The 22,934-nt window shown below is 72.1% G+C and carries 19 protein-coding genes and 1 tRNA gene; 10 read left to right on the top strand and 10 right to left on the bottom strand.

From position 1 onward, the window contains the following. Window positions 1-58 precede the first annotated feature (58 nt). Together nudC and JNB62_RS05805 are read left to right on the top strand one after the other, a co-directional pair. On the top strand, window positions 59-973 hold the full coding sequence (gene nudC / locus JNB62_RS05810) for an NAD(+) diphosphatase (protein ID WP_220299912.1): 915 nt from the start codon (window positions 59-61) through the stop codon (window positions 971-973). Beyond that, complete coding sequence (locus JNB62_RS05805) at window positions 970-2,742, top strand: ATP-dependent helicase (protein ID WP_220299911.1); 1,773 nt, start codon at window positions 970-972, stop codon at window positions 2,740-2,742. The genes nudC and JNB62_RS05805 overlap by 4 nt, the downstream gene beginning before the upstream one ends. Window positions 2,743-3,508: 766 nt before the next feature. Here the strand turns inward: JNB62_RS05805 and JNB62_RS05800 are convergent. Further along, entirely contained in the window at window positions 3,509-4,954 is a 1,446-nt protein-coding gene (locus JNB62_RS05800; protein ID WP_220299910.1) for a zinc-dependent metalloprotease, read from the bottom strand. A 144-nt stretch (window positions 4,955-5,098) separates the two neighbouring features. Here JNB62_RS05800 and JNB62_RS05795 point away from each other — a divergent pair, with 144 nt between their 5' ends. Both JNB62_RS05795 and JNB62_RS05790 read left to right on the top strand, forming a co-directional pair. Beyond that, on the top strand, window positions 5,099-6,223 hold the full coding sequence (locus JNB62_RS05795; protein WP_220299909.1) for a YlbL family protein: 1,125 nt from the start codon (window positions 5,099-5,101) through the stop codon (window positions 6,221-6,223). A gap of 82 nt (window positions 6,224-6,305) precedes the next feature. Next, window positions 6,306-9,203 carry a UPF0182 family membrane protein gene (locus JNB62_RS05790; protein WP_220299908.1) on the top strand — a complete coding sequence of 966 codons (2,898 nt, stop codon included), beginning with the start codon at window positions 6,306-6,308 and terminating at the stop codon, window positions 9,201-9,203. A gap of 69 nt (window positions 9,204-9,272) precedes the next feature. Here JNB62_RS05790 and JNB62_RS05785 read toward each other — a convergent pair whose 3' ends face one another. From JNB62_RS05785 to idi, 7 genes are read right to left on the bottom strand one after another with little or no spacing between them, the layout of a single operon-like run. Next, window positions 9,273-10,166, bottom strand: coding sequence for a prenyltransferase (locus tag JNB62_RS05785; protein WP_308291732.1), 894 nt, complete (start codon window positions 10,164-10,166; stop codon window positions 9,273-9,275). Continuing rightward, window positions 10,163-10,486 carry a lycopene cyclase domain-containing protein gene (locus JNB62_RS05780; RefSeq protein ID WP_220299907.1) on the bottom strand — a complete coding sequence of 108 codons (324 nt, stop codon included), beginning with the start codon at window positions 10,484-10,486 and terminating at the stop codon, window positions 10,163-10,165. Before JNB62_RS05780 ends, JNB62_RS05785 begins: the two co-directional genes overlap by 4 nt. Further along, window positions 10,483-10,836 carry a lycopene cyclase domain-containing protein gene (locus tag JNB62_RS05775; protein ID WP_220299906.1) on the bottom strand — a complete coding sequence of 118 codons (354 nt, stop codon included), beginning with the start codon at window positions 10,834-10,836 and terminating at the stop codon, window positions 10,483-10,485. The genes JNB62_RS05780 and JNB62_RS05775 overlap by 4 nt, the downstream gene beginning before the upstream one ends. A 1-nt stretch (window position 10,837) precedes the next feature. Continuing rightward, window positions 10,838-12,391: a phytoene desaturase family protein gene (gene crtI, locus JNB62_RS05770; RefSeq protein WP_220299905.1), complete on the bottom strand. Its 1,554-nt coding sequence runs from the start codon at window positions 12,389-12,391 to the stop codon at window positions 10,838-10,840. Continuing rightward, complete coding sequence (locus JNB62_RS05765) at window positions 12,388-13,266, bottom strand: phytoene/squalene synthase family protein (RefSeq protein ID WP_220299904.1); 879 nt, start codon at window positions 13,264-13,266, stop codon at window positions 12,388-12,390. The genes crtI and JNB62_RS05765 overlap by 4 nt, the downstream gene beginning before the upstream one ends. Continuing rightward, a complete protein-coding gene (locus tag JNB62_RS05760) occupies window positions 13,263-14,312 on the bottom strand; it encodes a polyprenyl synthetase family protein (RefSeq protein WP_308291731.1) in 1,050 nt (349 codons plus the stop codon). Before JNB62_RS05760 ends, JNB62_RS05765 begins: the two co-directional genes overlap by 4 nt. Further along, window positions 14,309-14,860, bottom strand: a complete 552-nt coding sequence (gene idi / locus JNB62_RS05755; RefSeq protein ID WP_220299902.1) for an isopentenyl-diphosphate Delta-isomerase — start codon at window positions 14,858-14,860, stop codon at window positions 14,309-14,311. The genes JNB62_RS05760 and idi overlap by 4 nt, the downstream gene beginning before the upstream one ends. Window positions 14,861-14,940: 80 nt before the next feature. Here idi and JNB62_RS05750 point away from each other — a divergent pair, with 80 nt between their 5' ends. Then, window positions 14,941-15,414: a MarR family winged helix-turn-helix transcriptional regulator gene (locus JNB62_RS05750; RefSeq protein ID WP_220299901.1), complete on the top strand. Its 474-nt coding sequence runs from the start codon at window positions 14,941-14,943 to the stop codon at window positions 15,412-15,414. A 174-nt stretch (window positions 15,415-15,588) separates the two neighbouring features. Here the strand turns inward: JNB62_RS05750 and JNB62_RS05745 are convergent. Then, window positions 15,589-15,662 (bottom strand) — tRNA-Met (locus JNB62_RS05745). A gap of 92 nt (window positions 15,663-15,754) precedes the next feature. Here JNB62_RS05745 and JNB62_RS05740 point away from each other — a divergent pair. Together JNB62_RS05740 and JNB62_RS05735 are read left to right on the top strand one after the other, a co-directional pair. Then, window positions 15,755-16,273: a DUF6328 family protein gene (locus JNB62_RS05740; RefSeq protein ID WP_220299900.1), complete on the top strand. Its 519-nt coding sequence runs from the start codon at window positions 15,755-15,757 to the stop codon at window positions 16,271-16,273. Further along, complete coding sequence (locus tag JNB62_RS05735) at window positions 16,270-17,073, top strand: carbon-nitrogen hydrolase family protein (protein WP_220299899.1); 804 nt, start codon at window positions 16,270-16,272, stop codon at window positions 17,071-17,073. Before JNB62_RS05740 ends, JNB62_RS05735 begins: the two co-directional genes overlap by 4 nt. 9 nt (window positions 17,074-17,082) lie before the next feature. Here JNB62_RS05735 and JNB62_RS05730 read toward each other — a convergent pair whose 3' ends face one another. Further along, a complete protein-coding gene (locus JNB62_RS05730) occupies window positions 17,083-18,282 on the bottom strand; it encodes an aminotransferase class I/II-fold pyridoxal phosphate-dependent enzyme (RefSeq protein WP_220299898.1) in 1,200 nt (399 codons plus the stop codon). A gap of 115 nt (window positions 18,283-18,397) precedes the next feature. Between JNB62_RS05730 and JNB62_RS05725 the strand changes: the two genes are divergently transcribed. From JNB62_RS05725 to JNB62_RS05715, 3 genes are read left to right on the top strand one after another with little or no spacing between them, the layout of a single operon-like run. After that, the gene (locus JNB62_RS05725) at window positions 18,398-20,137 is read left to right on the top strand and encodes a S1C family serine protease (RefSeq protein ID WP_220299897.1); all 1,740 of its coding nucleotides are present in this window, start codon (window positions 18,398-18,400) and stop codon (window positions 20,135-20,137) included. A 47-nt stretch (window positions 20,138-20,184) separates the two neighbouring features. After that, on the top strand, window positions 20,185-21,459 hold the full coding sequence (locus JNB62_RS05720) for a CDP-glycerol glycerophosphotransferase family protein (protein WP_220299896.1): 1,275 nt from the start codon (window positions 20,185-20,187) through the stop codon (window positions 21,457-21,459). Beyond that, the gene (locus tag JNB62_RS05715; protein WP_220299895.1) at window positions 21,456-22,907 is read left to right on the top strand and encodes a CDP-glycerol glycerophosphotransferase family protein; all 1,452 of its coding nucleotides are present in this window, start codon (window positions 21,456-21,458) and stop codon (window positions 22,905-22,907) included. Before JNB62_RS05720 ends, JNB62_RS05715 begins: the two co-directional genes overlap by 4 nt. Window positions 22,908-22,934: the final 27 nt, after the last annotated feature.

Here is a 22,934-nt window from a genome sequence, read left to right as displayed (position 1 = left end):
GCACGCGCGACAGTCCCCGCGCCACGCCCGGCCCTATCGACGAAGCGGAGCATCCTCGATGACGGCCCTCGACAGCACCGCGGAACCGCCGCTGGCACGGACCGGCTTCGACCGGGCGGCTGAGGAGCGCGCGACCCCCGGGCTCATCGATGCGGCGCGGAGGGATGCCGCGACCCGCGTGCTCGTGGTCCACGGCGATGCCGCAGCGCTCGCCGAACCGGGCCGGCTTGCCTGGACGACCGCCGCCGATGTGCCGGAGGGAGCCGAGTGGGCGCTGCTCGGACGAGACGACGCCGGCGCGCTGCTGCTGACCGCCGTGTTCCCCTCCGGCGAGGACGAGCCGATGCCCGCCCCGGCGGGCTGGGCCGGCCTCCGCACCGTCGGAGGGACGCTCGACGCGTTCGACTCGGGCGCGTTCGTCGAGGCGTTGAGCCTGGGCCGCTGGCTGCTCGACTCGCGCTTCTGCCCGGCGTGCGGCTCGCTCACCGACCTCGTCGACGCCGGCTGGTCGCGTCGCTGCCCGTCGTGCGGGCGCCAGCACTTCCCGCGCACGGATCCGGCGGTCATCGTCGCGATCACGAGTGCAGCCGATCCTGACGTGCTGCTGCTCGGGTCGAACGCGCTGTGGGGCGCGGATCGCTTCTCGTGCTTCGCGGGGTTCGTCGAGGCGGGCGAATCGCTGGAGGCCGCGGTGCGGCGCGAGGTCGCCGAGGAGTCGGGCATCGAGGTCGGCGAGGTCTCGTACCGCGGCTCGCAGGCGTGGCCGTATCCGCGTTCCCTCATGCTCGGGTTCTTCGCCGAGGCCCGCGATGACGCCGCCGCGCGAGCCGACGGAGACGAGATCGCGGCGGTGCGCTGGTTCACGCGCGCCGAGATCGGCCGTGCCCTCGCGGGGGAGTCCGATGTCGTGCTGCCGGGGCGGGCGTCGATCGCGCACCGGCTGATCGCAGACTGGCATGGGGGGCGACCGTGAGCGGTGGAGCGCTCGCCGGGCTCGACGAGCATCAGCTCGAGGCCGTGCGCGCGCTGCGCGGCCCGGTCGTCGTGCTCGCCGGCGCGGGGACCGGAAAGACCCGCGTGATCACGCACCGCATCGCTCACGGCGTCGACACCGGCGCGTACTCGCCCGGCCGCGTCATGGCCGTCACGTTCACGGCGAAGGCCGCGGGCGAGATGCGCGGGCGGCTGCGCGCGCTCGGCGTCGGCGGGGTGTCGGCTCGCACCTTCCATGCGGCCGCGCTCGCGCAGCTCAACTTCTTCTGGCCGACGCTCGCCGGCGACTCGGCACCCGGCATCGTCGACAACAAGGTGAGGCTGCTCGCCCACGCCGCGGACGGCGTCGGCCTCGCTCCGGACGTCGCGACGCTCCGCGACGTCGCGTCCGAGATCGAGTGGCGCAAGGTCTCGATGCTGAGCATCGACGAGTACGCCCGCGTGCGACCGAACGGCGTCGGAAGGCTGGGACTCGACCGCGTCGTCGCGCTGCAGCACGCGTACGAGAAGCTCAAGGACGAGCGTCGGCAGCTCGACTTCGAAGACGTCCTGCTGGCGTGCGCGGGCATGCTCGAGGCCGAACCGCAGGTCGCGAAGGCGGTCCGCGAGCAGTACCGTCACTTCACCGTCGACGAGTTCCAGGACGTGTCGCCGTTGCAGAACCGTCTGCTGGAGCTGTGGCTCGGAGATCGTCGCGACCTCTGCGTCGTGGGCGACGCCAGCCAGACGATCTACTCGTTCGCCGGTGCCGACTCGCGTTTTCTGCTGGAGTTCGACAAGAGGTTCGAGGGCGCGCGCATGGTGCGCCTGGAGACGAACTACCGATCGGATGCCGGCGTCCTCGCTGTCGCGAACGAACTCATGCGGGGGCGCCCGGGCGCTCTGCACCTCTCGCCCGCGCCGTCCCGTGAGGCCGCGGCCGACGACAGTGTGCCGACTGTCACGGCCTTCGACGACGATCGCGATGAGGCGCGCACCGTCGCCGCCCGCATCGCAGCGCAGATCGCGGACGGCGTGGATCCGCGCCACATCGCGGTGCTCTACCGCGCGCACGCGCAGTCCGCCGAGATCGTCGCAGCCCTCTCGGACGCCGGGATCGCCACCACCGTTCTGGGCGGGCGCCGCTTCTTCGACATGCCCGAGGTGCGCCAGGCTGTCATGGAACTCCGCGCCGCCGCCGTCGCCCCGCTCGAGAGCGGCCTTGTCGACACCGTGCGCGACATCCTGCGCTCGCGTGGCCTGACCGACGATCCTCCCGAGGCCGGCGGCGCCCTGCGCGACGCGTGGGAGGCACGCGCGGCCCTGCTGCGGCTGGCCGAGGAAGCACCCGCGGGCACCACCCTCCGCTCGTTCACGGACGAGCTGACGGCGCGCGCGAAGGTGCACGACGAGCCGGCTCTGCGCACCGTCACCCTGGCGACGCTGCACGCGGCGAAGGGCCTGGAGTGGGACCACGTGCACCTGGTCGGCGTGGCCGAGGGGCTGCTGCCGATCTCGTATGCGACCACGTTCGAGCAGGTGGACGAGGAACGCCGGCTGGCGTACGTCGGCATCACGCGGGCCGGGCGAACGCTGTCGGTGACGTGGGCGCGAGGGGTACGGGAGCGGCAGCCGTCGCGCTTCCTGCGAGAGATCGGCAGCGGCACTCTGCGTGCGGTCGGTGCGTCCGGACGTCCCGGTGCAGCGACCCGGCGCGCAGCGCGACCGAGCGCGTCCGGTCGAGACGCCGCCGAGCACGCTCGTCGATGAGCCGGCCCGCCACCATCCCCGCCTCCCACAGCACGGCAGGTTCGACGTCGACGGCGCGCCCGATGAGCTGAGCGGCGACAGCGGGCCACGCGGGGTCCGCGTCGCGGCGATGCGCGGCGACGCACGCGAGGCACGCGGTGTCGCCCGGCTGCACGAACGGGCCGATGTCGGCGCCGGGGCCGGTGAGAACGACCGGCAGGTGGGGGATGTCGGACGCCATGAGCGCTGCCGCGGCTCCGGGTGGGACCACACGCGGCACGATGAACACGACGGCCGCGGCACCGCCTTCGGGCTGGTCGATCGGATCGAACGGATGCCGCACCACGGCGTCGAATCCGGCTGCGGCGAGGCCCCGCGCGACGAGATCGGCCTGGGCCTCGGTCACCGCCTCGTCGCGGTGGAGCGACACCACGCGGCGGCTCGCCGGACCCGTCGTGAGGGCGCGACGCAGGCGCGCCAGCAGACGTGTCGCCGCGTCGTCGGACGGCGCGCCGAAGGCGCGGGCGAACGGCACGAACGACGCGTCCGGCACGCCGCGCTCGAGCTCGCGCACCATGCGCAGCTGCCAGGGCTGCGGGTCGTCCAGCACCGCGACCGGTTCGGCGCCGAACTGCAGCGCCGACGCGGACCGCCAGACCGCCGGGAACGAAGGGTCGAGGCTCAGCATGCCCCGATCCTGCCCGAGCGGCGATCGGCGCGGGCGGTTATCCACAACAGGATGCCGCGCGGTCGCCGGGCGCCAGGGCTGGGGAGGAGCCCCGCCGGATCAGACCGGACGGTGGTCGTCGGGCGCGGCGCCGCCCTCGTCCTCGTCGGACTCCCCGGGCGCCTCCGCCGCGCCCGGCTCAGCCGGGTCGGGCTGGCCGCCCTCCGCGCCGGCCGCGGAGAACTCCCCGGCGAGCAGGCGCGCCAGCGCGTCGTCCAGTTCGTCCGGCGCCGGCTCCTCGCCGCGGGCGCGCGCCTCGAGGCGGGCGACGAGGGCTGCCGGATCGTCGATGTCGGCGGGGGCGGGCATCAGGTCGGGGTAGTCCCACAGCGCATCGCGCGCGGCCGGGCCGACGGCATCCGTCACCGCGCGCCACATGGCAGCGGCCTCCCGCATGCGACGGGGGCGGATCTCCAGGCCGACGAGCGACGCGAGCGCACGCTCGGCCGGTCCGCCCACGGCGCGGCGACGGCGGACCGCCTCGGCGATGCGGGGCGCGGAGGGGAGCCGCGACGTCGCGTCCTCGGTGACGACCTCGACCCATCCCTCGATCGTCGCGAGGAGGTTCTCCAGACGCGCGAGAGCGGCGTTCTGCGCGTCCGAGCGCGGCGGCAGCAGCGCTCCGCTCTCGAGGGCCGCACGCAGCTCCTCGGGCTGGGACGGATCGAACCGCGAAGCCATGTCCTCGAGCATCTCGGTGTCGACGTGGACGCCGCGTGCGAAGTCGGTGACCTGCGAGATGACGTGCAGGCGCAGCCAGCGGGCATGCCGGAACAGACGCGCGTGAGCGAGTTCGCGCGTCGCGATGTACAGCGCCAGCTGGTCCTCGGGCACCTCGAGGTCGCGGCCGAAATCGGCGAAGTTCTGCGGCAGGATGGCCGCCTGCCCGTCCGGCATGATCGGGATGCCGACGTCGCCGCCGCTCACGACCTCCTTCGACAGGCCCCCGATGACCTGGCCGAGCTGCGTTGCGAACAGCGAGCCGCCGATCGTGCGCATGAGGCGTCCGGCCCCCTGCACGAGCTCCTGCATGTCTTCGGGCGACTGCTCGCTGAGGGCCGTGGTGAGCGCGTCGGCGATGCTGGTCGCGACGGGCTCGGCCAGCTCCTGCCAGACCGGCAGCGTCGCCTCGACCCACGCGCCGCGCGTGATCGTGGTGGGCGGGGCCGACAGCTCCGAGATCCCGGTCGCCTCGCTCAGCCACAGCGTCGCGAGCGCGAACGCCTGGTCGAGGTCGGTGCGCTGGCCCGCCGTCACGCCCAGGCCGTCCTGGTTGGCGATGTGCAGCGCCTGGCGCTTGGCCATGTCCCACGACACGCCGCTGTCGCCGGCGTTCGCGAACACGCCCTGCAGCTGCCGCATGATCTGCTGCATCATCGCCGGGTCGATGTCCATGCCCGACATGCGCGAGAGCTGCTCGGGGTCGATGCCGCCCGCGCCGCCTCCGAAGAGCTGCCGCATGAGCTCCTGGAAGTCGTCCTCGGGACTGCGGTCGTCGTCTGCCACTTCAGCCGCCTTTCAGCCGGTCGATGACGTTGCGCTCTACGCTAGTCGCAGCATCCGTCGCACTCCCCGGCCGGGACCTTGAACCCTTACGCCGGTCGCGAACGACCAGGCACTCACACCCCCGGCACGGAAGAGAGGTCCCGCGTGGCCCTGTTCGACGAGAACACCACCATCGAGCCCGCGCCGCGACAGCGCATGTCGCGGCGCTCCGTCGCCGGCGTGTGGGCGCTCGCGGTCGCGATGGTGGTGCTGCTCGTCATCACGTTCCTTCCGACGTCGTACGTGATCCAACAGCCCGGACCCGTGTACAACACGCTGGGCTCGGCGACGAACGCCGACGGCGACGAGGTGCCGCTCATCTCCGTCGAAGGGGCGCAGACGTACCCGACGGACGGGTCGCTCGACCTGCTCACCGTCCAGGTGCAGGGCAACCGGGAGCACACACCGTCGTGGTTCGAGCTGGCGATGGCGTGGTTCGACCCGAGCAAGGCGGTCCTGCCCATCGATGCCGTCTTCCCTGCCGGGCAGACGACCGAGCAGCGCAACGAAGAGAGCGCGGCGATGATGGTCGACTCGCAGCACGAGGCGACGGCCGCCGCGCTCACCGAGGTCGGCTACGACGTGGGGGCGACGCTCTCGGTGCACTCGGTCGTCGAGGGCGGGGCCGCCGAGGGCACGCTCGAGGAGGGCGACCTCATCCTGACGGCCGACGGCGAGGCCGTCACCGACGCGACGGCCCTGCGCAAGGTCATCAACGACGGAGCCGGAGCACCGGTCGAGCTCGTCATCGAGCGCGACGGCGCCCAGCAGACGGTCTCGATCACCCCGAAGGAGTCGACCGCCGACGGCGAGACCGTGTGGTTCATCGGCGTGACGCTCATCACCGACTACGACTTCCCGATCGATGTGACGATCCAGCTCAACAACGTCGGCGGTCCCAGCGCCGGCATGATGTTCGCGCTCGGCATCATCGACACGCTCACCCCGGGCGAGCTCAACGGCGGCGAGCAGGTCGCCGGCACCGGCACGATCACCGCGGACGGCACGGTGGGCCCGATCGGCGGCATCCGTCAGAAGATGTGGGGAGCGGTGGACGCCGGAGCCGACTGGTTCCTCGCCCCCGACGCGAACTGCGACGAGGTGGTGGGCCACATCCCGGGCGGCCTGCGGGTGTTCTCGGTCAAGACGCTCGACGATTCGCTCAAGGTGCTGGACACCCTGGCCGACGGGGGAGACCTCGACGCCCTGCCTACCTGCAGCGCCCGCTGACGCCGCGCGCACCGCGGAATTCTGGGGGTTCGCCCAGCGCGGACAAAGCATCCGCCATGTGCGGCCCGCCTAGGATGGGACGGTGACCACGACCTCTGCGCCGACCCCGGCCACACCGTCCCGCATCCGACGCGTCATCGCCATCACCCTCGTGGTCATCGCCGCGCTCGTGGTGGCCTTCTTCGTGTTCGCGAGCCTGTACGCCGACTGGCTCTGGTTCGATCAGCTCGGCTTCCAGTCCGTGCTGACGACGCAGTGGATCGCGCGCGTCGTGATGTTCGTGGTCGGATTCCTCGGCATGGCCGTGCCGGTGTGGCTCTCGATCCAGCTCGCATACCGGCTGCGCCCCGTCTACGCGCGGCTGAGCTCGCAGCTGGACCGCTACCAGGAGGTCGTCGAGCCGCTGCGCCGCCTCGCGATGTGGGGCATCCCGGTATTCTTCGGCTTCTTCGCCGGCTTCGCGGCGTCCGCGCAGTGGGAGACCACGTGGCTGTGGTTCAACGGTGTCGCGACCGACACGACCGACCCGCAGTTCCACCTCGACACGGGCTTCTACATGTTCGCTCTGCCGTTCTGGAGCTCGCTGGTCGGCTTCGTCTCGGCGGTGCTGCTGGTGTGCCTGCTCGTGACCGCACTCGTCTCGTACCTGTACGGCTCGGTGAGGGTGGGCCAGCGCGAGCTGCGCATCTCGAAGTCCGCGCGCATCCAGCTCGCCGTGATCGCCGGCCTCTACCTGCTGGTGCAGGGCGCGAGCCTCTGGCTCGACCGGTACAAGACGCTGACCGAGCCCGGTGATCGCATCACCGGCCCGGGCTACACCGGGGTCAATGCGATCATCCCCGGTCAGACGATCCTCGCCTTCGCCGCCGTCATCGTGGCGATCCTGTTCTTCGTCACCGCCATCGTCGGCCGCTGGCGCTACCCGCTGGTGGCCACGGCTCTCCTCGTGGTCTCGGCCATCGTGCTGGGCGTCGGCTACCCGTGGGTCGTCACGACGTTCCAGGTGCAGCCGAACCGTCTCTCGCTGGAGCAGGAGTACTACCAGCGCAACGTCGACATGACGAAGACCGCGTACGGCATCGACGGGCTCGACAAGCAGGACTTCGAGGCCGTGACGGACGTCGAGGCGGGCCAGCTGCGCGAGGACGCGGGCACGACAGCGCAGATCCGCGTGATGGACCCCGCGATCGTGTCGCCGACGGTGCGCCAGCTCGAGCAGTACCGCTCGTACTACCAGTTCGCCGACCCGCTGGACGTCGACCGCTACGACATCGACGGCGTCTCGCAGGACACGGTGGTCTCGGTGCGAGAGCTCAACCTCGAGCAGCTGGGCAACGCGAACGACTGGCAGAACAGCGCCGTCGTCTACACCCACGGCTACGGCATCGTCGCGGCCAAGGGCAACGACCGCACCGTCGACGGCAACCCCGTGTTCCTCGAGCGGGGGATCCCGGCGGCGGGCTTCCTGTCCGACGAGGAGAACTTCCAGCCCCGCGTGTACTTCGGCGAGTACTCGCCGACCTACTCCATCGTGGGCGCTCCGGAGGACTCGGAGCCCATCGAGCTCGATTACCCGTCGGGAGAGGACGACTCGTCCAACGAGACGAAGACGACCTTCGAGGGCGACGGCGGCCCGAGCCTCGGCAATGTCTTCAACCGCCTCATCTACGCGCTGAAGTTCCAGGCCGAGCAGATCCTGTTCTCGGACTACGTCAACGAGGACTCGCAGATCCTGTACGACCGCGATCCTCGTGTCCGCGTCCAGAAGGTGGCGCCCTACCTGACGCTCGACAACGACCCCTACCCCTCGGTGGTCGACGGCCGCATCGTGTGGATCGTCGACGGCTACACCCTGAGCGCGAACTACCCGTACTCCTCGACGGTGAGCCTGACCTCGGCGATCTCGGACTCGAGCAACCCCGCTCCGCGGTTCGCGCTCGACGACATCAACTACATCCGCAACTCGGTCAAGGCCACCGTCGACGCGTACGACGGCAAGGTCACGCTGTACGCGTGGGACGACGAGGACCCGGTGCTGAAGTCGTGGCAGAAGGTCTACCCGTCGACCGTCAAGCCGATCAGCGAGATGTCGGGCGAGCTCATGAGCCACGTGCGCTACCCGACCGACCTCTTCAAGGTCCAGCGCACGATCCTCGGCGTCTACCACGTCGACGACGCGCGCTCGTTCTACCAGAGCGACAACCGCTGGAAGACGCCGAACGACCCGCAGGCCGACACCCAGCTGCAGCCGCCGTACTACCTGACGATGCAGATGCCCGGCCAGGACGCGCCGACCTACTCGATGTTCACGTCGTTCATCCCCTCCGGTGAGGGCAGGAACGTGCTGATGGGCTACCTCGCCGTCGACTCGAACGCGGGAAGCGAACCCGGCAAGAAGAGCGCCGACTACGGCAAGCTCAGGATGCTGGAGATCAGCGCCGACACCACCGTGCCCGGTCCCGGACAGGTGCAGAACAACTTCGACGCGCAGCCCGAGGTGTCGTCGTTCGTCAACCTGCTCAAGCAGGGCGACTCGGACGTCCTCAAGGGCAACCTGCTGACCCTGCCTGTCGGCGGCGGTCTGCTGTACGTGCAGCCGGTGTTCGTGCAGTCGTCCGGTGCGACGAGCTTCCCGTCGCTGCAGAAGGTGCTGGTCTCGTTCGGCAACGAGGTCGCGTTCGAAGACACGCTGAACGAGGCGCTCGACGTCCTGTTCGGCGGCGATTCGGGAGCGGATGCCGGTGATACCGACGTCCCGACCGATCCGAACACGCCGACGCCGGAGCCGTCGCCGGAGCCCACACCCGGTCCGACGCCGACGGAGCCGACCGACGACTACCAGCAGGCGCTGCAGGAGGCGCAGCAGGCGATGCTCGACCGCCAGGCGGCGCTGGAGAAGGGCGACTGGGCCGCGTACGGCGAGGCCGATGAGCGTCTGACCGCAGCCGTCGAGAAGCTCATCGAGCTCGGCGAGCAGTGACCCCGTAGACGCCAGAGGGCCGCTCGTCTTCGGACGGGCGGCCCTCCGCGTCGACGGGTCGCCGCGTCCTCAGGCGGTGAGCGCGGCGTACCAGATGAGCAGCAGGGTGACCGCGAACCCCGTGAACTGGTTGAGCCACAGGAACCGCCGCCACCCGGCCGTCGCCTCGGCGGCGTCGGCGTCGGCGAGGCGCCGATAAGGCCAGACCGTCACGACGTAGGGCAGCGCCAGCAGCGCGGCCAGCGGGCCCGGCCACGCCGTCAGGAGCATCGCGAGCCCCGCCGCCGCGTAGCAGCACAGCGCGAACCGCACGGTCCAGCGCGCGCCCCGGACCGTGGCGATCGACGCGATGCCGGCGTCACGGTCGGCGACGACGTCCTGCACGGCGCCGAAGGCGTGTGACGCGACGCCCCACAGCGCGAACGCGGCGACGAGTGCCGCGAGCGGCCACGTCCATGTCGCCTCCGCGAGCACCAGCCCGTACACGGCGGGTGAGAAGAAGTGGATGCTGCTGGTGATGGAGTCGAGGAACGGCCGCTCCTTGAGGCGCAGCGGGGGAGCACTGTAGAACACGACGAAGAAGAGGCTGGCGGCGAGCACCGCCCAGGATGCGGGTGACCCGACCACGGCGAGGAACACGACGAACGGCAGGCACAGCACGGCGGCCGCCGTGAGGGTCGCGCGGTGCAGTCGCCGGTCGAGGACGGCCCCGTGTGCGCCGCCCTTGCGCGGGTTGCGCAGATCGGACTCGTAGTCGAAGACGTCGTTGATCCCGTACATCGCGAGGTTGTACGGAATCAGGAAGAAGAGCGTGCCGACGATCAGCACGACATCGATCTGCCGCGTCGTCATGACGTACGCGGCCGCGAACGGGAAGGCGGTGTTGATCCAGCTGACCGGACGCGACGACACGAGCAGCCGCTGCGCGACGGCGCCCGCCCGCAGCGGTCCGGCGACGGTCACGCTCCCACCTCCGTGGGGTCTGTGCGCGCCGGTGCGAGCAGCGTGTGCACGGCGGGCACGAGGAACGCCGCGCACAGCGGGTATGCGAAGTCCTCGATCGGCGCGAGCCCGACGCGCACGCCCGAGATGAGCTCATCGGGGTAGCCGAAGAGTCCGATCGCGATCATGAGGTTGTCGAAGACCGCGGTGAGGAGGATCAGGATGCCGGCAGCCGCGCCCGACGCTGCCATCCGGCTCCCGAACCCGGCGCGGCGCGCCGTGAGCGCGACGACGGCCGCGGTCGCGAAGACGAACGGCGTGAGGACGAGCAGGTACGTCATCGGCGTGCCTCCTGCCGCGGCGTGACGGCATCCTTCCCCCCACGAGGGAGCAGACGCAGCGCGCCCGCCCACGACACGAGCGCGAGGTAGCAGAGGAACGCGAGGAACACCGGCTCTTCCACGGGCAGATGCGGCGCGAGGTCGACGCCGAGCAGCAGCGGGCTGTCGCCCTTCACGAAGACGCCGGCGGCGATGCCCACGAGGTCGCACGCGATGAAGAACGCCGTGCCGACTCCGGCGGCGGCCGCGCTGCGGCCGGGGCTCGCCCACATGGCCAGTCGCAGGCGCCGGTCCACGAGAGCGACCCCCGCGGCGCTCACGAGGATGGCGAGCAGGTACAGGCCCGGCATGTCACACCCTCACCGTCTCGGGCAGCGGGCCCGGCGTGCGGTCGCCGCGCAGGCGCTTGACGACGAGCTCCGCCGAGATGAGGCACATCGGCAGACCGATGCCGGGGAGGGTCGAGGCGCCGACGTAGGCGAGGCCCTCGACGCGGCGCGACGCGTTGCGCGGCCGGAACATGGCGCTCTGCCCGAGGGTGTGCGCGAGACCCAGCGCGTTTCCGCGCCAGGCACCCAGGTCCGCCGCGAAATCGCCCGGCGCGACGGTGCGGCGCACGACGATCCGGTCCGCCAGGTCGGCGATGCCGCACCACGCCGACAGCTGCGCGATCACGCGATCGGCCGCGGCCTCGACGGCGGCGTCGCCGCGGCCGTCGACCCCGCCGCGGCCGAGGCCCGGGTCGGCGGGCACCGGCACCAGGACGAACAGGTTCTCATGGCCGGGCGGCGCGACGCCGGCATCGGTGGCGCTGGGACGGCAGACATACAGCGAGGCGGGATCCGGGATGCGGCGATGCCGCCCGAAGATGTCGCGGAAGTTCCCGCGCCACTCGCGCGCGAAGAGCAGGGTGTGATGCGCCAGCTGCGGGAGGGCGCCCTCCACGCCCAGCATGAGCAGCAGGGCTCCGGGGCTGGGTGTGCGCGAGCGCCACCAGCTCTCGGGATACGTCTGCAGCTCGCGGGGGAGGAGGGTCGTCTCGGTGGCGTGCAGGTCGGCCCCCGAGACCACGAGGTCCGCGACGATGCGCCGCCCGCCGGCGAGCTCGACACCGGTCGCCCGGCCCGCCTCGGTGAGGATCCTCGTCACGCGTGAGCCGGTCTCGACGCGGACTCCGGATGCCTCGGCCAGACGCGCGACGGCGCGGACGACCTCGGTGAACCCGCCGCGCGGGTACAGTACGTGCTCGTCGAGGTCGAGGTGGCTCATCAGGTGGTACAGGCTGGGCACCCCGTAGGGCGATCCGCCGAGGAAGACCGCGGGGTACTCCAGGATCTGCCGCAGTCGCGGATCGGCGAATCTGCTCTCGACGTGCCGTGCGAGGCTGCGCGTCAGCAGCGGCGCCAGGCGCGGCACGCGCCGCAGCAGAGCCGGGTCGCGCAGTCCGGACGTCGTCTCGTACGTGTCGTAGAGGAACCGCGTGACCGCGAGGTCGTACGCGTCCGCGGCCGAGTCGAGGTACGAGCCGAGGCGCGCGCCCGCGCCGGGTTCGACGCTCTCGAACAGCGCCGCGGCGTTCGCACGCCCCGACCGCACGTCGAGCGGCGGCAGTCTGGTCGTGGGGTCGGAGTACACGCGGTAGGCCGGATCGAGCGGCACGAGCTCGAGCTCGCGGTCGGCCGTGGTGCCGAGCAGCCGGAAGAAGTGGTCGAAGACCTCGGGCATGAGGTACCAGCTCGGACCGGTGTCGAAGCGGAAGCCGTCGCGCTCCCACGACCCGGCGCGCCCGCCGAGCTCGTCCCGCGCCTCGAGCACCGTGACGTCCCACTCGTCGCGGGCGAGCAAGGCGGCTGTGGCGAGCCCGGCGATGCCCCCGCCGACGACGACCGCGCGGCGCGCGCTCACGCGCCGGCTCCGCGGGGCGCGAACCCGAGCATCGCCCGCACCGCCAGGCGCGCCTTGACCGGATCGGGGACGCGCACGCGCGCGTCGTCGTCGGGCGCTGCCCGCAGCCGCGCGGCGAGCTCGGCGAACAGGTCGTGCGCCGCGGTGACGGCGCGCCGGCAGTCGGCGGGCAGGTCGGGGATCACGCGTGCCGCAGCGGCCAGGTCGCGATCGACGCGGTCGAGCACGACGGCGCGAGCACCCGGCGAGGCGAGCTCCAGGTACTCGCGGCCGAGGCGCGCGCGGTCGTCCCGCAGATCGCGCAGGAAGTTCACGTCCTGGAACGCGGCGCCCAGCCGGCGGGCGCCCTCGGCGAGTCCGGGCGGAGGAGTGCCGGGATGCCGCCCCCCGGCGTTCACGAAGACCTGCAGGCACATCAGCCCGATGACCTCGGCCGACCCGTACACGTAGGCGTCGTGCGACGCCGTGTCGTGGCGACGCACGTCGAGATCGACGCGCATCGAGGCGAAGAAGGGCTCGACCAGGTCCGAGCCGATGCCGCACTCGCGCGCCGTGCGCGCGAAAGCGTGCAGGATGAGGTTGCCGCTGAACCCCCGCGCGACGGCGGCGAGGCATTCCTCTTCGAGCCGGTCGAGCACGTCCGCGGCCTCGGCGGCCGACAAGCCGGCCTCGGTGGCCGGGCCGTCGACGATCTCGTCCGCCACACGGGCCAGCGCGTAGATGTTGCGCACGTGCGGGCGCGGCCGGGGCCCGAGAAGGCGGCACGCGAGGCCGAACGAGGTCGAGTACCGCGCGATGACGGCGGCTGCGGCATCCACCGCCGTCCGGTCGTACAGGGCGAGGGCGGGAGCGCCCTGCGAGGTCGCGGTGTTCACGGAGTCCTTCGTTCGATCTCGTCGGCGAGTCCGCGCAGCAGTCGCCCGGCGCGAGGAGGGAGGGCGTCGTCGCGCGATCCGGAGCGGACGGCGTCGAGGGTCTCGGCGATCAGCCCGGCGAGCCGCTCCCGCGCCCCGCTCTCGGCCAGGACGACCTGCGCTTCGCGGACGGCGACGGGGCCGGTCGCGGCGCGGGCCAGCGCCGCGACGACACCTGCTGCGGCATCCGACTCGCGAGCCAGCGCGATGAGCGGCGTGCGCTTGGTCTCGCGCAGATCGGGGCCGCTGTCGCGACCCGTCTGCTCCGCGGTCCCGAACGTGCCGATGAGGTCGTCGACGAGCTGGAACGCCAGTCCCAGCCGGCCGCCGAGGTCGCCGAGCACGCGCAGTGCCGCGCCGTCCGCGCCGGCCAGCACCGCGCCGGCCCGCAGCGGTGCGCGGAACGAGTACACGGCGGTCTTGCGGAAGGCGGTGTCGAGCGTGGCCTCCCGCGACGGGAACTGCGCAGACACGGCGTTCTCGACGTCGGCGAGCTCGCCGGCCGCCGACACGACGATCGCGTCGTCCACCAGCGCGAGGAGCCGGTCGGTCGTGGCGGCATCGGTCGGAGCCATCGCGACGAGCCGGAACGCCTCGTGCAGGAGGAGGTCGCCCGCGAGGATGGCCGCCGCGTCGCCGAGCGAGGCAGCCCCCGCGGCATCCGCGCCGGCGCTTCGCGCCCGCGCCCGGAACTCGCCGCCGATGTTGGGCACGCCCCGGCGCTCGGTGTCGTGGTCGATGACGTCGTCGTGCACGACGAATGCGGTGTGGAGCAGCTCGAACGCCGCCGCGACCGACAGGACCGCCGGTCGCGACGAGGCGTCTCCGTCGAACGCCTCGAACGCGGCGGTCACGAGCGCCGGCCGGACGCGCTTGCCGCCGTGGGCGGCGCGTCCGATCGACGCGGCGAGTGCGCCGAAGCCGTCGCCCAGTCCCTCGGCTCTCTCGCGGATGCGGGCGAGCGAGCCGTCGATCGCGGTGGCGACGGCGGGATCGCCCGCGATCACGACGCCCACCTGCGCGGCGCGGCGCGGTCGAACAGGTGCAGGTGCTCGGCCTGCAGCACGAGCCAGGGTGAGAACGCCCAGGGGGTCGCGGCCAGCGCCGTGGCGAGATCATCCGGGTCTACCCAGCGCGCCTCGATGGCCTCGAGCGGATTCAGTCTGGGCTCATCGTCGGTGTACGCCGTGTAGACGGGGCACACCTCGTGCTCGACGATCCCCGCGCTGTCTGTCGCGCGGTAGCGGAACAGCGGAAGCGCGAGTTCCAGATCGGCCAAGGTGATGTTCAGCTCGGTGTCGGCATGGCGTCGCACCGCCGCCGCGACGGGCTCGGCCGGACGCGGATGGCCGCAGAAGGAGTTGGTCCACACACCGGGCCACGTCCGCTTTCCGAGCGCCCTGCGGGTCACGAGAACCTGTCCCTCGCGGTTGAGGACGTGGCACGAGAACGCGAGATGCAGCGCCGTGTCGGCGCCGTGCACGGTCGACTTCGGGGCGGTGCCGATGGCGTTCCCGTCGTCGTCGAGCAGCACCACGTGGTCGGTGTCGGTCATGTCGCTCGCTCCTCCCGATCGCTAGTTTATCTAGCGAATCATTTGTGCGATGCTACAACGGTTGGGAGGGAACGTCCACGATGTCCGACCGTTGGCTGCCGCAGAACGAGCACGAACATGCCGTGATGCGCGTGCTCCTGTCCATCCGCGCGATGGGCGATGCCATGGACCGCATGCACAGCGGCATGAAGGACGACATGGACATGAACGCGACGGACGTCGCGGCCCTGCGGCTGCTCATCATCCGCGAGCAGCGGGGTGTGCTCGTGAGCCCACGCGACATCGCGCAGCACCTGCGCATCTCGACCGCCTCGACCACGAAGCTGCTCGACCGGCTGGAGGCATCCGGGCACCTCGAACGCCGTGCGCATCCCAGCGACCGTCGCGGCCGCGTCGTCGTGCTGACCGACGACGCGCGGCGGGCGTTCTTCCGCAACTTCGGCGAGCGACTGCGGGCCATGCGCGAGATGGCGCTGCGCTATGACGACGACGAGCTGGTCGTCATCGCCCGGTTCCTCGACGATCTGGCAAGGGCGATGGACCCCGTGGACTGAGCCGGGCGCCGCGCATCACGCCAGGACGAAAGTCACGAACCCGAGGCTGCGCCGACGACCCCGCAGCCACGAGGTCCATGCGCGATCCAGCTCCGCGCGCGGCAACCGAGAGGGTGCAGCGGTGGCATGACGAAGGCCCCTGATCAGATTTCCCTGATCAGGGGCCTTCTCTTGTTGCGGGGACAGGATTTGAACCTGCGACCTCTGGGTTATGAGCCCAGCGAGCTACCGAGCTGCTCCACCCCGCGGCACAAGGAATAGCTTAGCACGCGTTCGGAGTGCTCCGCGCCACGGGGCAGGTGGGTTGCCTCCGCCGCGGCGTCCACGTCAGGATGAACGCATGCCGGACGACCCGCGTCACAACCCCGACGACGACCGTATGGACGGACGCGACGAGAGCCCGGCGGAACGTGCCGATCGCAACTGGAACGAAGTGCTGCAAGAGCTCCGCGTGCTCCAGACGGGCACCCAGATCCTCACCGGCTTCCTGCTCGCGCTGGCCTTCCAGCCGGCGTTCGCGGACCTGACGGACGCGCAGCGCACGGGATATCTGGCGCTGGTGGTGCTGGCGGCGCTGAGCTCGATCGTGGCCCTCGCGCCCGTGGCGCTGCACCGCGCGGTGTTCCAGCACGGCGTCAAACCTGCCGTCGTCCGCTACGGGCACGTGGCTCTGGTGACGGCGCTCGTCACCGTCGCGGTGCTCATCGTCGGCGTCGTCGCGTTCGTGTTCGATGTGGTCGTCGGCGATTCGGCCTTCTGGTGGTCGATCGTGATGCTGGCCGCGATCCTCGTCACCCTGTGGCTGGTGGTGCCGGGCGTCATCCGCGCACGCGCGCGGGAGAGGGGAGGCGGACAGTGACCGACACCTACGCGATCGCCGTCGCGCAGTTCGCGCCCACGGCGGATGCCGAGGCCAACGTCGACGCCATCGAGCAGCTGGTGGCCACGGCATCCGGTCGGGGCGCGCGACTGGTCGTGCTGCCCGAGTACTCGAGCTACTTCGTCGACCCCTTCGACGACACGCTCGCCGAGAACGCCGAGGACCTCGACGGCCCGTTTGTGCGACGGATGACCGGGATCGCGCGACGGCACGACGTCGTCGTCGTCGCCGGCCTGCTCGAGCGCGCACGCGACGGTCGTCGCGTGCGCAACACCGTCGTCGCGGTCGACGGCGAAGGACTGCGCGCGCACTACCGCAAGCTGCACCTCTACGACGCCTTCGGCCAGCGGGAGTCCGACTGGGTCGAGCCGGGCGAGGTGGCCGAACCGCACACGTTCGAGTCCGGCGGGCTGAGGTTCGGGCTCATGACGTGCTACGACCTGCGGTTCCCCGAGGTCGGCCGGGTGCTCGTCGACGCGGGGGCCGACGTCCTGCTGGTGCCGGCGGAATGGGTGCGGGGACCGCTGAAGGAGCACCACTGGCGGACGCTGCTGCACGCGCGGGCCATCGAGAACACGGTCTTCGTCGCGGCGGCGGACCACCCGCCGCCGCTCGGCGTCGGCAACTCGCTCATCGTCGATCCGCAGGGTGTCGAGCTCGCCGCCGTCGGGACGGCGACCGACGTGGCGGTGGCGCACCTCGACGTGGGCGCCATCGCGCGCGTCCGACGCGTCAACCCCGCGCTGACTCTGCGCCGCTATCGCGTCGAGCCGCTCTGATCGGGTGGCTCAGCCCATGGCCGAGAGACGGGATGCCGCCTCCTCGAGCACCTCGACGCGCTTGCAGGCCGCGAACCTGACCAGAGTGGCGTAGTCCCCGCGCCGCGCGGGCGTCGTGAACGCCGTGAGGGGGATGGCCACGACGCCGGCGCGCTCGGGCAGCGAGCGACAGAAATCGGCGGCATCCACCGCTCCGAGGCCGCGCGCGTCGGCGACCGTGAAGTACGACCCCGACGGTGCGGACACGTCGAAGCCCGCTGCGCGCAGGCCGGCGCCGAGCAGGTCGCGCTTGGCGCGCAGCGTGTCGGCGATGCCGGCGAAGAACGCGTCGGGCAGTCGCAGACCCGTCGCGATGGCGGGCTGGAAGGCGCTGCCGTTGACGTAGGTGAGGAACTGCTTGACGGCGAGCACGGCGTCGACGAGGTCGGCGGGCCCGCTGATCCACCCGATCTTCCAGCCCGTCGTCGAGAACGTCTTGCCGCCGGACGAGATCGTGAGGGTCCGCTCCCAGGCGCCGGGGAGCGTCGCGATGGGCACGTGGGGTGCCTCGAAGACGAGGTGCTCATACACCTCGTCGGTGACGATGACGGCGTCGTGCCGGTGGGCGAGCCGCACCACCTCGTCGCGCACCTCGCGCGAGAAGACCGCGCCGGTGGGGTTGTGCGGGTCGTTCACGAGGATCACGCGAGTGCGGTCGGTGACCGCGGCGCCCAACTCGTCGAGGTCGGGCTGGAAGTCCGGCCAGCGCAGCGGGACCGTCACCAGCCGCGCGCCCGCCAGTGCGACCACCGCCGCATACGAGTCGTAGTACGGCTCGAACACCACGACCTCGTCATCGGGCCCGTCGATGAGCGCCAGCAGCGCCGCCGCGAGCGCCTCGGTCGCGCCGGCGGTGATCAGCACGTCGCGGCCCGGTTCGAGGTGCAATCCGTAGAACCGCAGCTGGTGCTCGGCGACGGCCGACAGCAGATCCGGGATGCCGCGACCCGGCGGGTACTGGTTGACACCGTCCGCGATGGCCGAGCGGGCGGCTTCGAGCACCTCGCCGGGTCCGTCCTCGTCGGGGAAGCCCTGACCGAGATTGATCGCGCCCGTCTTCGCCGCGAGCGCCGACATCTCGGCGAAGATGGTGGGGCGGATCGCTCCGTCGGCGCCGACGAGGCCGGCACCGGCCGCGGTGCGGTGCCATGCTCCGGGGATCTGTCGCATGGCATCACCGTATCGGGCGGGCTCATCCCCGTTGCATAGGCGAGTCCCACTCTCGACATAAGAAACACACAGCATCGGTCGGCACAGTGGTGAGTGCTTGGCAGAAGGAGCAACCATGAGCGACAACCAGGGCGACCGCCCGGAAGACCAGACCCCCGCCGTCCCGGCCGTTCCTGCGGCCGAGCCCGTCTCGCCGCCGGCGCCCTCGCAGCCCGCCGCCGAGGTCGCGGCTCCGCAGGACGCACCCACCCCGGCCGCCGCCGAGACCCCGGCCGCCGAGCCGGTGCAGCCGGCCGCGCCGGCCGCGCCCGCCGCGCCGGCCGCGCACACGGCTGCTCCGGTGCAGCCCGCGGCCCCCACGACGCCCGTCGCGCCCGCGCAGTTCACGGCGCCGGGCCAGCCCGCGCCGGCTCAGCCTGTCGCGCCGGCTCAGCCTGCTCCTCCGGCCGGCTACCCCGCCGGGGCCCACGCCTACGCCCGCCCCCAGGGCTACGCCGGCCAGCCGGCGCCGTACCCGCAGTCCTACGCCGGGCAGGCGCCCGCCGGCACGCCGGGTGCCTCGTTCGGCGCCGCCGCAGCCGACGCGCAGCCGACGCTCCCGCTGGGCGGTGCGACGGGAGCCGCACCGACCACCACCGCCACCCCCGCGGCCAAGAAGCCGACCGGCGCCGGCAAGGTCGTCGGCCTCATCGTGGCCGCCGCGATCGTCGGCGGCGCAGCGGGACTCGGGGGCGCGTACGCCGGCGTCAACTGGTTCGCGCCGGCGACCTCGTCGACGGCGTCCGCCAGCCCGCAGACGGTCGTGGTCAACGACTCCGACAAGGTGAACTCGACGACGGGCATCGCCGCGAAGGTCGTCCCGAGCGTCGTGACGATCGAGGCGACGGGCTCCTCCGGCGCCGGCACCGGCTCGGGCGTCGTCCTCACGAAGGACGGCTACATCGCCACCAACACGCACGTCGTGACCCTCGACGGCGCGACCGCCGACGCCGCCATCCGCGTCACCACGTCGGACGGCAAGGTATACGACGCCGAGGTGGTCGGCACCGACCCCACGTACGACCTCGCGGTCATCAAGGTGAAGGACGCCTCGGATCTCACGCCGATCGAGTTCGGGGACTCGAGCAAGCTCAACGTCGGCGACACGACCGTCGCCGTCGGCGCACCGCTGGGGCTTGCGAACTCGGTCACCGAGGGCATCGTGAGCGCGCTGAACCGATCGATCTCGATCGCGTCGTCGGCCGCCCCCGACAGCGGCGACCAGGACGAGTCGCAGCAGGACGAGAACGGCCAGGAGGCGCCCTTCCAGTTCGACTTCGGCCAGGGCCAGCAGCAGCAGTCGGGCGAGACCATCTCGATCGCGGTCATCCAGACCGACGCGGCGATCAACCCCGGCAACTCCGGCGGTGCGCTCGTGGACGGCGACGGCAAGCTGATCGGCATCAACGTCGCGATCGCGACCGCCGGGGGCTCGTCGACCGAGGGTTCCGGCTCGATCGGCGTCGGGTTCTCGATCCCGTCCGACATCGTCAAGCGCATCACAGACGAGATCATCGAGAACGGCGAGGCCACGCACGGCCTGCTCGGCGCGAGCGTGCGGGCGGCGGCATCCGTCGAGGGCTCGACGACCACCGGTGCGTACATCGCCGAGGTGACCGACGGCGGCGCGGCCGCCGCCGCGGGCCTGCAGAAGGGCGACGTCGTCACCGCCTTCAACGGTGTGCCGGTGACCGACGCCACCGACCTCACGGCGCAGGTGCGCGCGGCAGCGGCCGGCAGCAAGGCCGAGGTCACGTACGTCCGCGACGGCAAGGCGCAGACCGTCGACGTCACGCTCGGGACGCTGGAGCAGTAATCCACACCCCTCAGGGCGCCATCGTGCGAGCAGGATAGGCTCGCACGATGGCGTCCTTCTCGTTCGGCGCGGGAAATGCCCGAAAGCTCGCGGCGATCCCCCTGTACGCCGCCGGCCGCCTGCTGACGTTGATGGTGCCGCGGTCCCGCGACGAGTGGGTGTTCGGCTGCGCGGTCGGCATCGGCGACGGTGCGCTGGCGCTGTGGGAGGCCGCCTCGACCGGTCCTCACCGGGCCGTCTGGCTGGTGGCGTCCGAGCGTGAGGCTCGGGATGCCGCGGCCCGCGGCATCCCGACGGTCCGGAAGAACTCGTGGCAGGGGCTGTGGCGCACGGCGCGGGCGCGCGTGGTGGTCGTCACCCACGGCTTCGGGGATGTGAACCGGTATGCGGTCACCGGCGCTTTCGTGGTGCAGCTGTGGCACGGCATCCCGCTCAAGCGGATCGGCGTGGACTCGCCCGAGACGCTGCGCGTGCCCCGTCTCGTCGCCCGCACGCCGCTGGCGGCCCCGCTGCGAGGGCTGCTGCGCACGATGTACCGCGCGGCCGCCCGGCGCATCCGGGTCCTGCCCGCGGCATCCCATCTCGTCCGCGGGCGTCTCGAGTCCGCCTTCGCGGTCCCTGACACCGCGGTGCCCGTCACCGGCGAGCCGCGCGTGGACGTCTTGTCGCAGGGCACGCCGGATGATCGCCGGGTGACCGCGCGCGCAGCGATCGGCCACGCCGTGCCGCGTGTCGATCCGTCCACGCGATATGTGCTGTACGCCCCCACGTGGCGCGACGGCGCGGCCGATCCGGCGGTGCCCACGGACGACGAGTGGACGCGCATCGTCGAGGTGCTCACGCGCCACGACGCGACCCTGCTCGTGCGGTCGCACCCGCTGGGTGCGGGCGAGTACGCGCCGCCCTTCGCGACGGATCGCGTGCAGATGCTCGGCAGCGACCTCGTCGCCGATGTGACGCCGCTGCTGCCGGGCGTCGACGCGCTCGTCACGGACTACTCGTCGCTCGCGTTCGATGCCGCGCTCGTGCCGCTTCCGACGCTGTTCCTGGCCCCCGACGTCGAGGACTACGGGCGGCGCCGCGGGTTTTACGGCACCTACAGCGCCGTCGCCGGCGACGACTGGGCCCGGGACTGGACGCAGACGGCCGCACAGCTGGACGTCCTGCTGGGCGACGCCGCCGAGCGTGAGCGGCGCATCGCCCGCGCCCGCGACCTGAGCGCCCGGGTCCACGCCCACCGCGACGGCCGCAACGCCGAGAGGGTGTACCGTGCCATTCTGGCCGGGACCGCCGCTGACCGCCCGAGAGAAGGAACCCGATGACCGAGGCGCGCTTCACGACCGATGAGGGCCCGGCGCTGGTGCTCTCGGGCGAGGGGGAGCGGCCGTCGTCGGTCGACCTCGTCGGCGCCCGGGCACGGGTCTCTGCGCGCATCACCGGCCGCGGCAAGACGTGGCGAGCGGTCCTGCCGCTGCGCGCCGCACGCTGGGGCGGTCCGGAACTGCCGCTCCCGTCGGGCTCGTACGACCTGCGGATCGTGGATGCCGGCGGCCGCGGCATCCACTCGTCCGAGGTGCTGCCCCTCACGCAGCTGGGGACGCTGCGCGCCGCGCTGGAGGGCGCGCGGCTCGAGGTCGGGCCGCCGATCGACCCGGCCTACGACTCGGGGGAAGGGCAGGACGCGCTGGAGCGCCGGTACGCCACGCGCCCGGCGTCCGGGTTCGAGAACGCGGTGTTCTTCGAGAGCTTCTACGGGCGCAACGCCAGCTGCAACCCGCTCGCGATCGATCGCGAGCTCGCGCGCCTCGCGCCGCAGGTCACCCGCTACTGGAGCGTCGTCGACCTGTCGGTGGCGGTCCCCGAGGGCGCGATCCCGGTCGTCGAGGGCAGCCCGGACTGGTGGCGTGCGCGCGGCGCCGCGCGGCTCCTCGTCGTGAACGACTGGCTGCGCCGGCGGTTCTCGCGCAGGCGCGGGCAGATCGTGCTGCAGACGTGGCACGGCACGCCCCTCAAGCGGCTCGCACTGCACCGGCCGGGATTCGATCCGCGCCGGATGGTCGCCGTCGTGCGCGAATCCCGGCGCTGGAACGTGCTGCTGGCGCAGAACCCGTACGCGGCCCGCATCCTCGGCAAGGCGTACGCGTTCCTCACGCGGCCGGTGTGGGTGGAGGGGTATCCGCGCAACGACGTCCTGACCACCGGCGACGGTGCCGCGACGCGCGAGGCGCTCGGGATCCGCCCCGACGAGCGCGTGCTGCTGTACGCGCCCACGTGGCGGGACGACCGGGACCAGATCGTGGACTTCGTCGACCCTGCCGCGCTCGCCGCGGCCTCCGACGCCGTGGTGCTCGTGCGCGGACACTCCCGCACCCTGCTGCCCGGGCGCGACGCCGAGGGCCCGCGCGTCGTCGACGTCACGGGATTCCCCGACACGTCGCTGCTGCTGCTGGCGGCGGACGCGCTCATCACCGACTACTCGTCGGTGATGTTCGACTTCTCGGTCACCGGAAAGCCGATGTACTTCCTGGTGCCCGACATGGAGCACTACCGCGGCGAGCTCCGCGGCTTCTACTTCGATCTCGCCGCGCACGCTCCCGGCGCCATGGTGCGCTCGCAGGACGAGCTCATCGCCGCGCTCGCCGCCGACGACGCGGCGGAGCACGCCGAGCGCTACCGCGCGTGGCAGGCCAAGTTCAACGCGCGCGACGACGGCCACGCGGCCGAGCGGGTGGTCGCACGCATTCTCGATCAGGGGTTCATCCGCGCCTGACGCCCCGTGCGCCGGGTCGCGCGCCGA

The organism is Microbacterium jejuense (genome assembly GCF_019511665.1).
Classification (GTDB): Bacteria; Actinomycetota; Actinomycetes; order Actinomycetales; family Microbacteriaceae; genus Microbacterium; species Microbacterium jejuense_A.
Note: the sequence above shows the minus strand (reverse complement) of the source record. Positions and strands in the feature narration are given on the sequence as shown.

Excerpts from the sequence above, each read along its gene's own strand:
- JNB62_RS05725 (WP_220299897.1), top strand. The coding sequence starts at position 18,398 with ATGAGCGACAACCAGGGCGACCGCCCGGAAGACCAGACCCCCGCCGTC.
- JNB62_RS05775 (WP_220299906.1), bottom strand. The coding sequence starts at position 10,836 with ATGCCGGGCCTGTACCTGCTCGCCATCCTCGTGAGCGCCGCGGGGGTC.
- nudC (WP_220299912.1), top strand. The coding sequence starts at position 59 with ATGACGGCCCTCGACAGCACCGCGGAACCGCCGCTGGCACGGACCGGC.
- idi (WP_220299902.1), bottom strand. The coding sequence starts at position 14,860 with ATGACCGACACCGACCACGTGGTGCTGCTCGACGACGACGGGAACGCC.
- JNB62_RS05780 (WP_220299907.1), bottom strand. The coding sequence starts at position 10,486 with ATGACGTACCTGCTCGTCCTCACGCCGTTCGTCTTCGCGACCGCGGCC.
- JNB62_RS05740 (WP_220299900.1), top strand. The coding sequence starts at position 15,755 with ATGCCGGACGACCCGCGTCACAACCCCGACGACGACCGTATGGACGGA.
- JNB62_RS05750 (WP_220299901.1), top strand. The coding sequence starts at position 14,941 with ATGTCCGACCGTTGGCTGCCGCAGAACGAGCACGAACATGCCGTGATG.
- JNB62_RS05720 (WP_220299896.1), top strand. The coding sequence starts at position 20,185 with ATGGCGTCCTTCTCGTTCGGCGCGGGAAATGCCCGAAAGCTCGCGGCG.
- JNB62_RS05730 (WP_220299898.1), bottom strand. The coding sequence starts at position 18,282 with ATGCGACAGATCCCCGGAGCATGGCACCGCACCGCGGCCGGTGCCGGC.
- JNB62_RS05715 (WP_220299895.1), top strand. The coding sequence starts at position 21,456 with ATGACCGAGGCGCGCTTCACGACCGATGAGGGCCCGGCGCTGGTGCTC.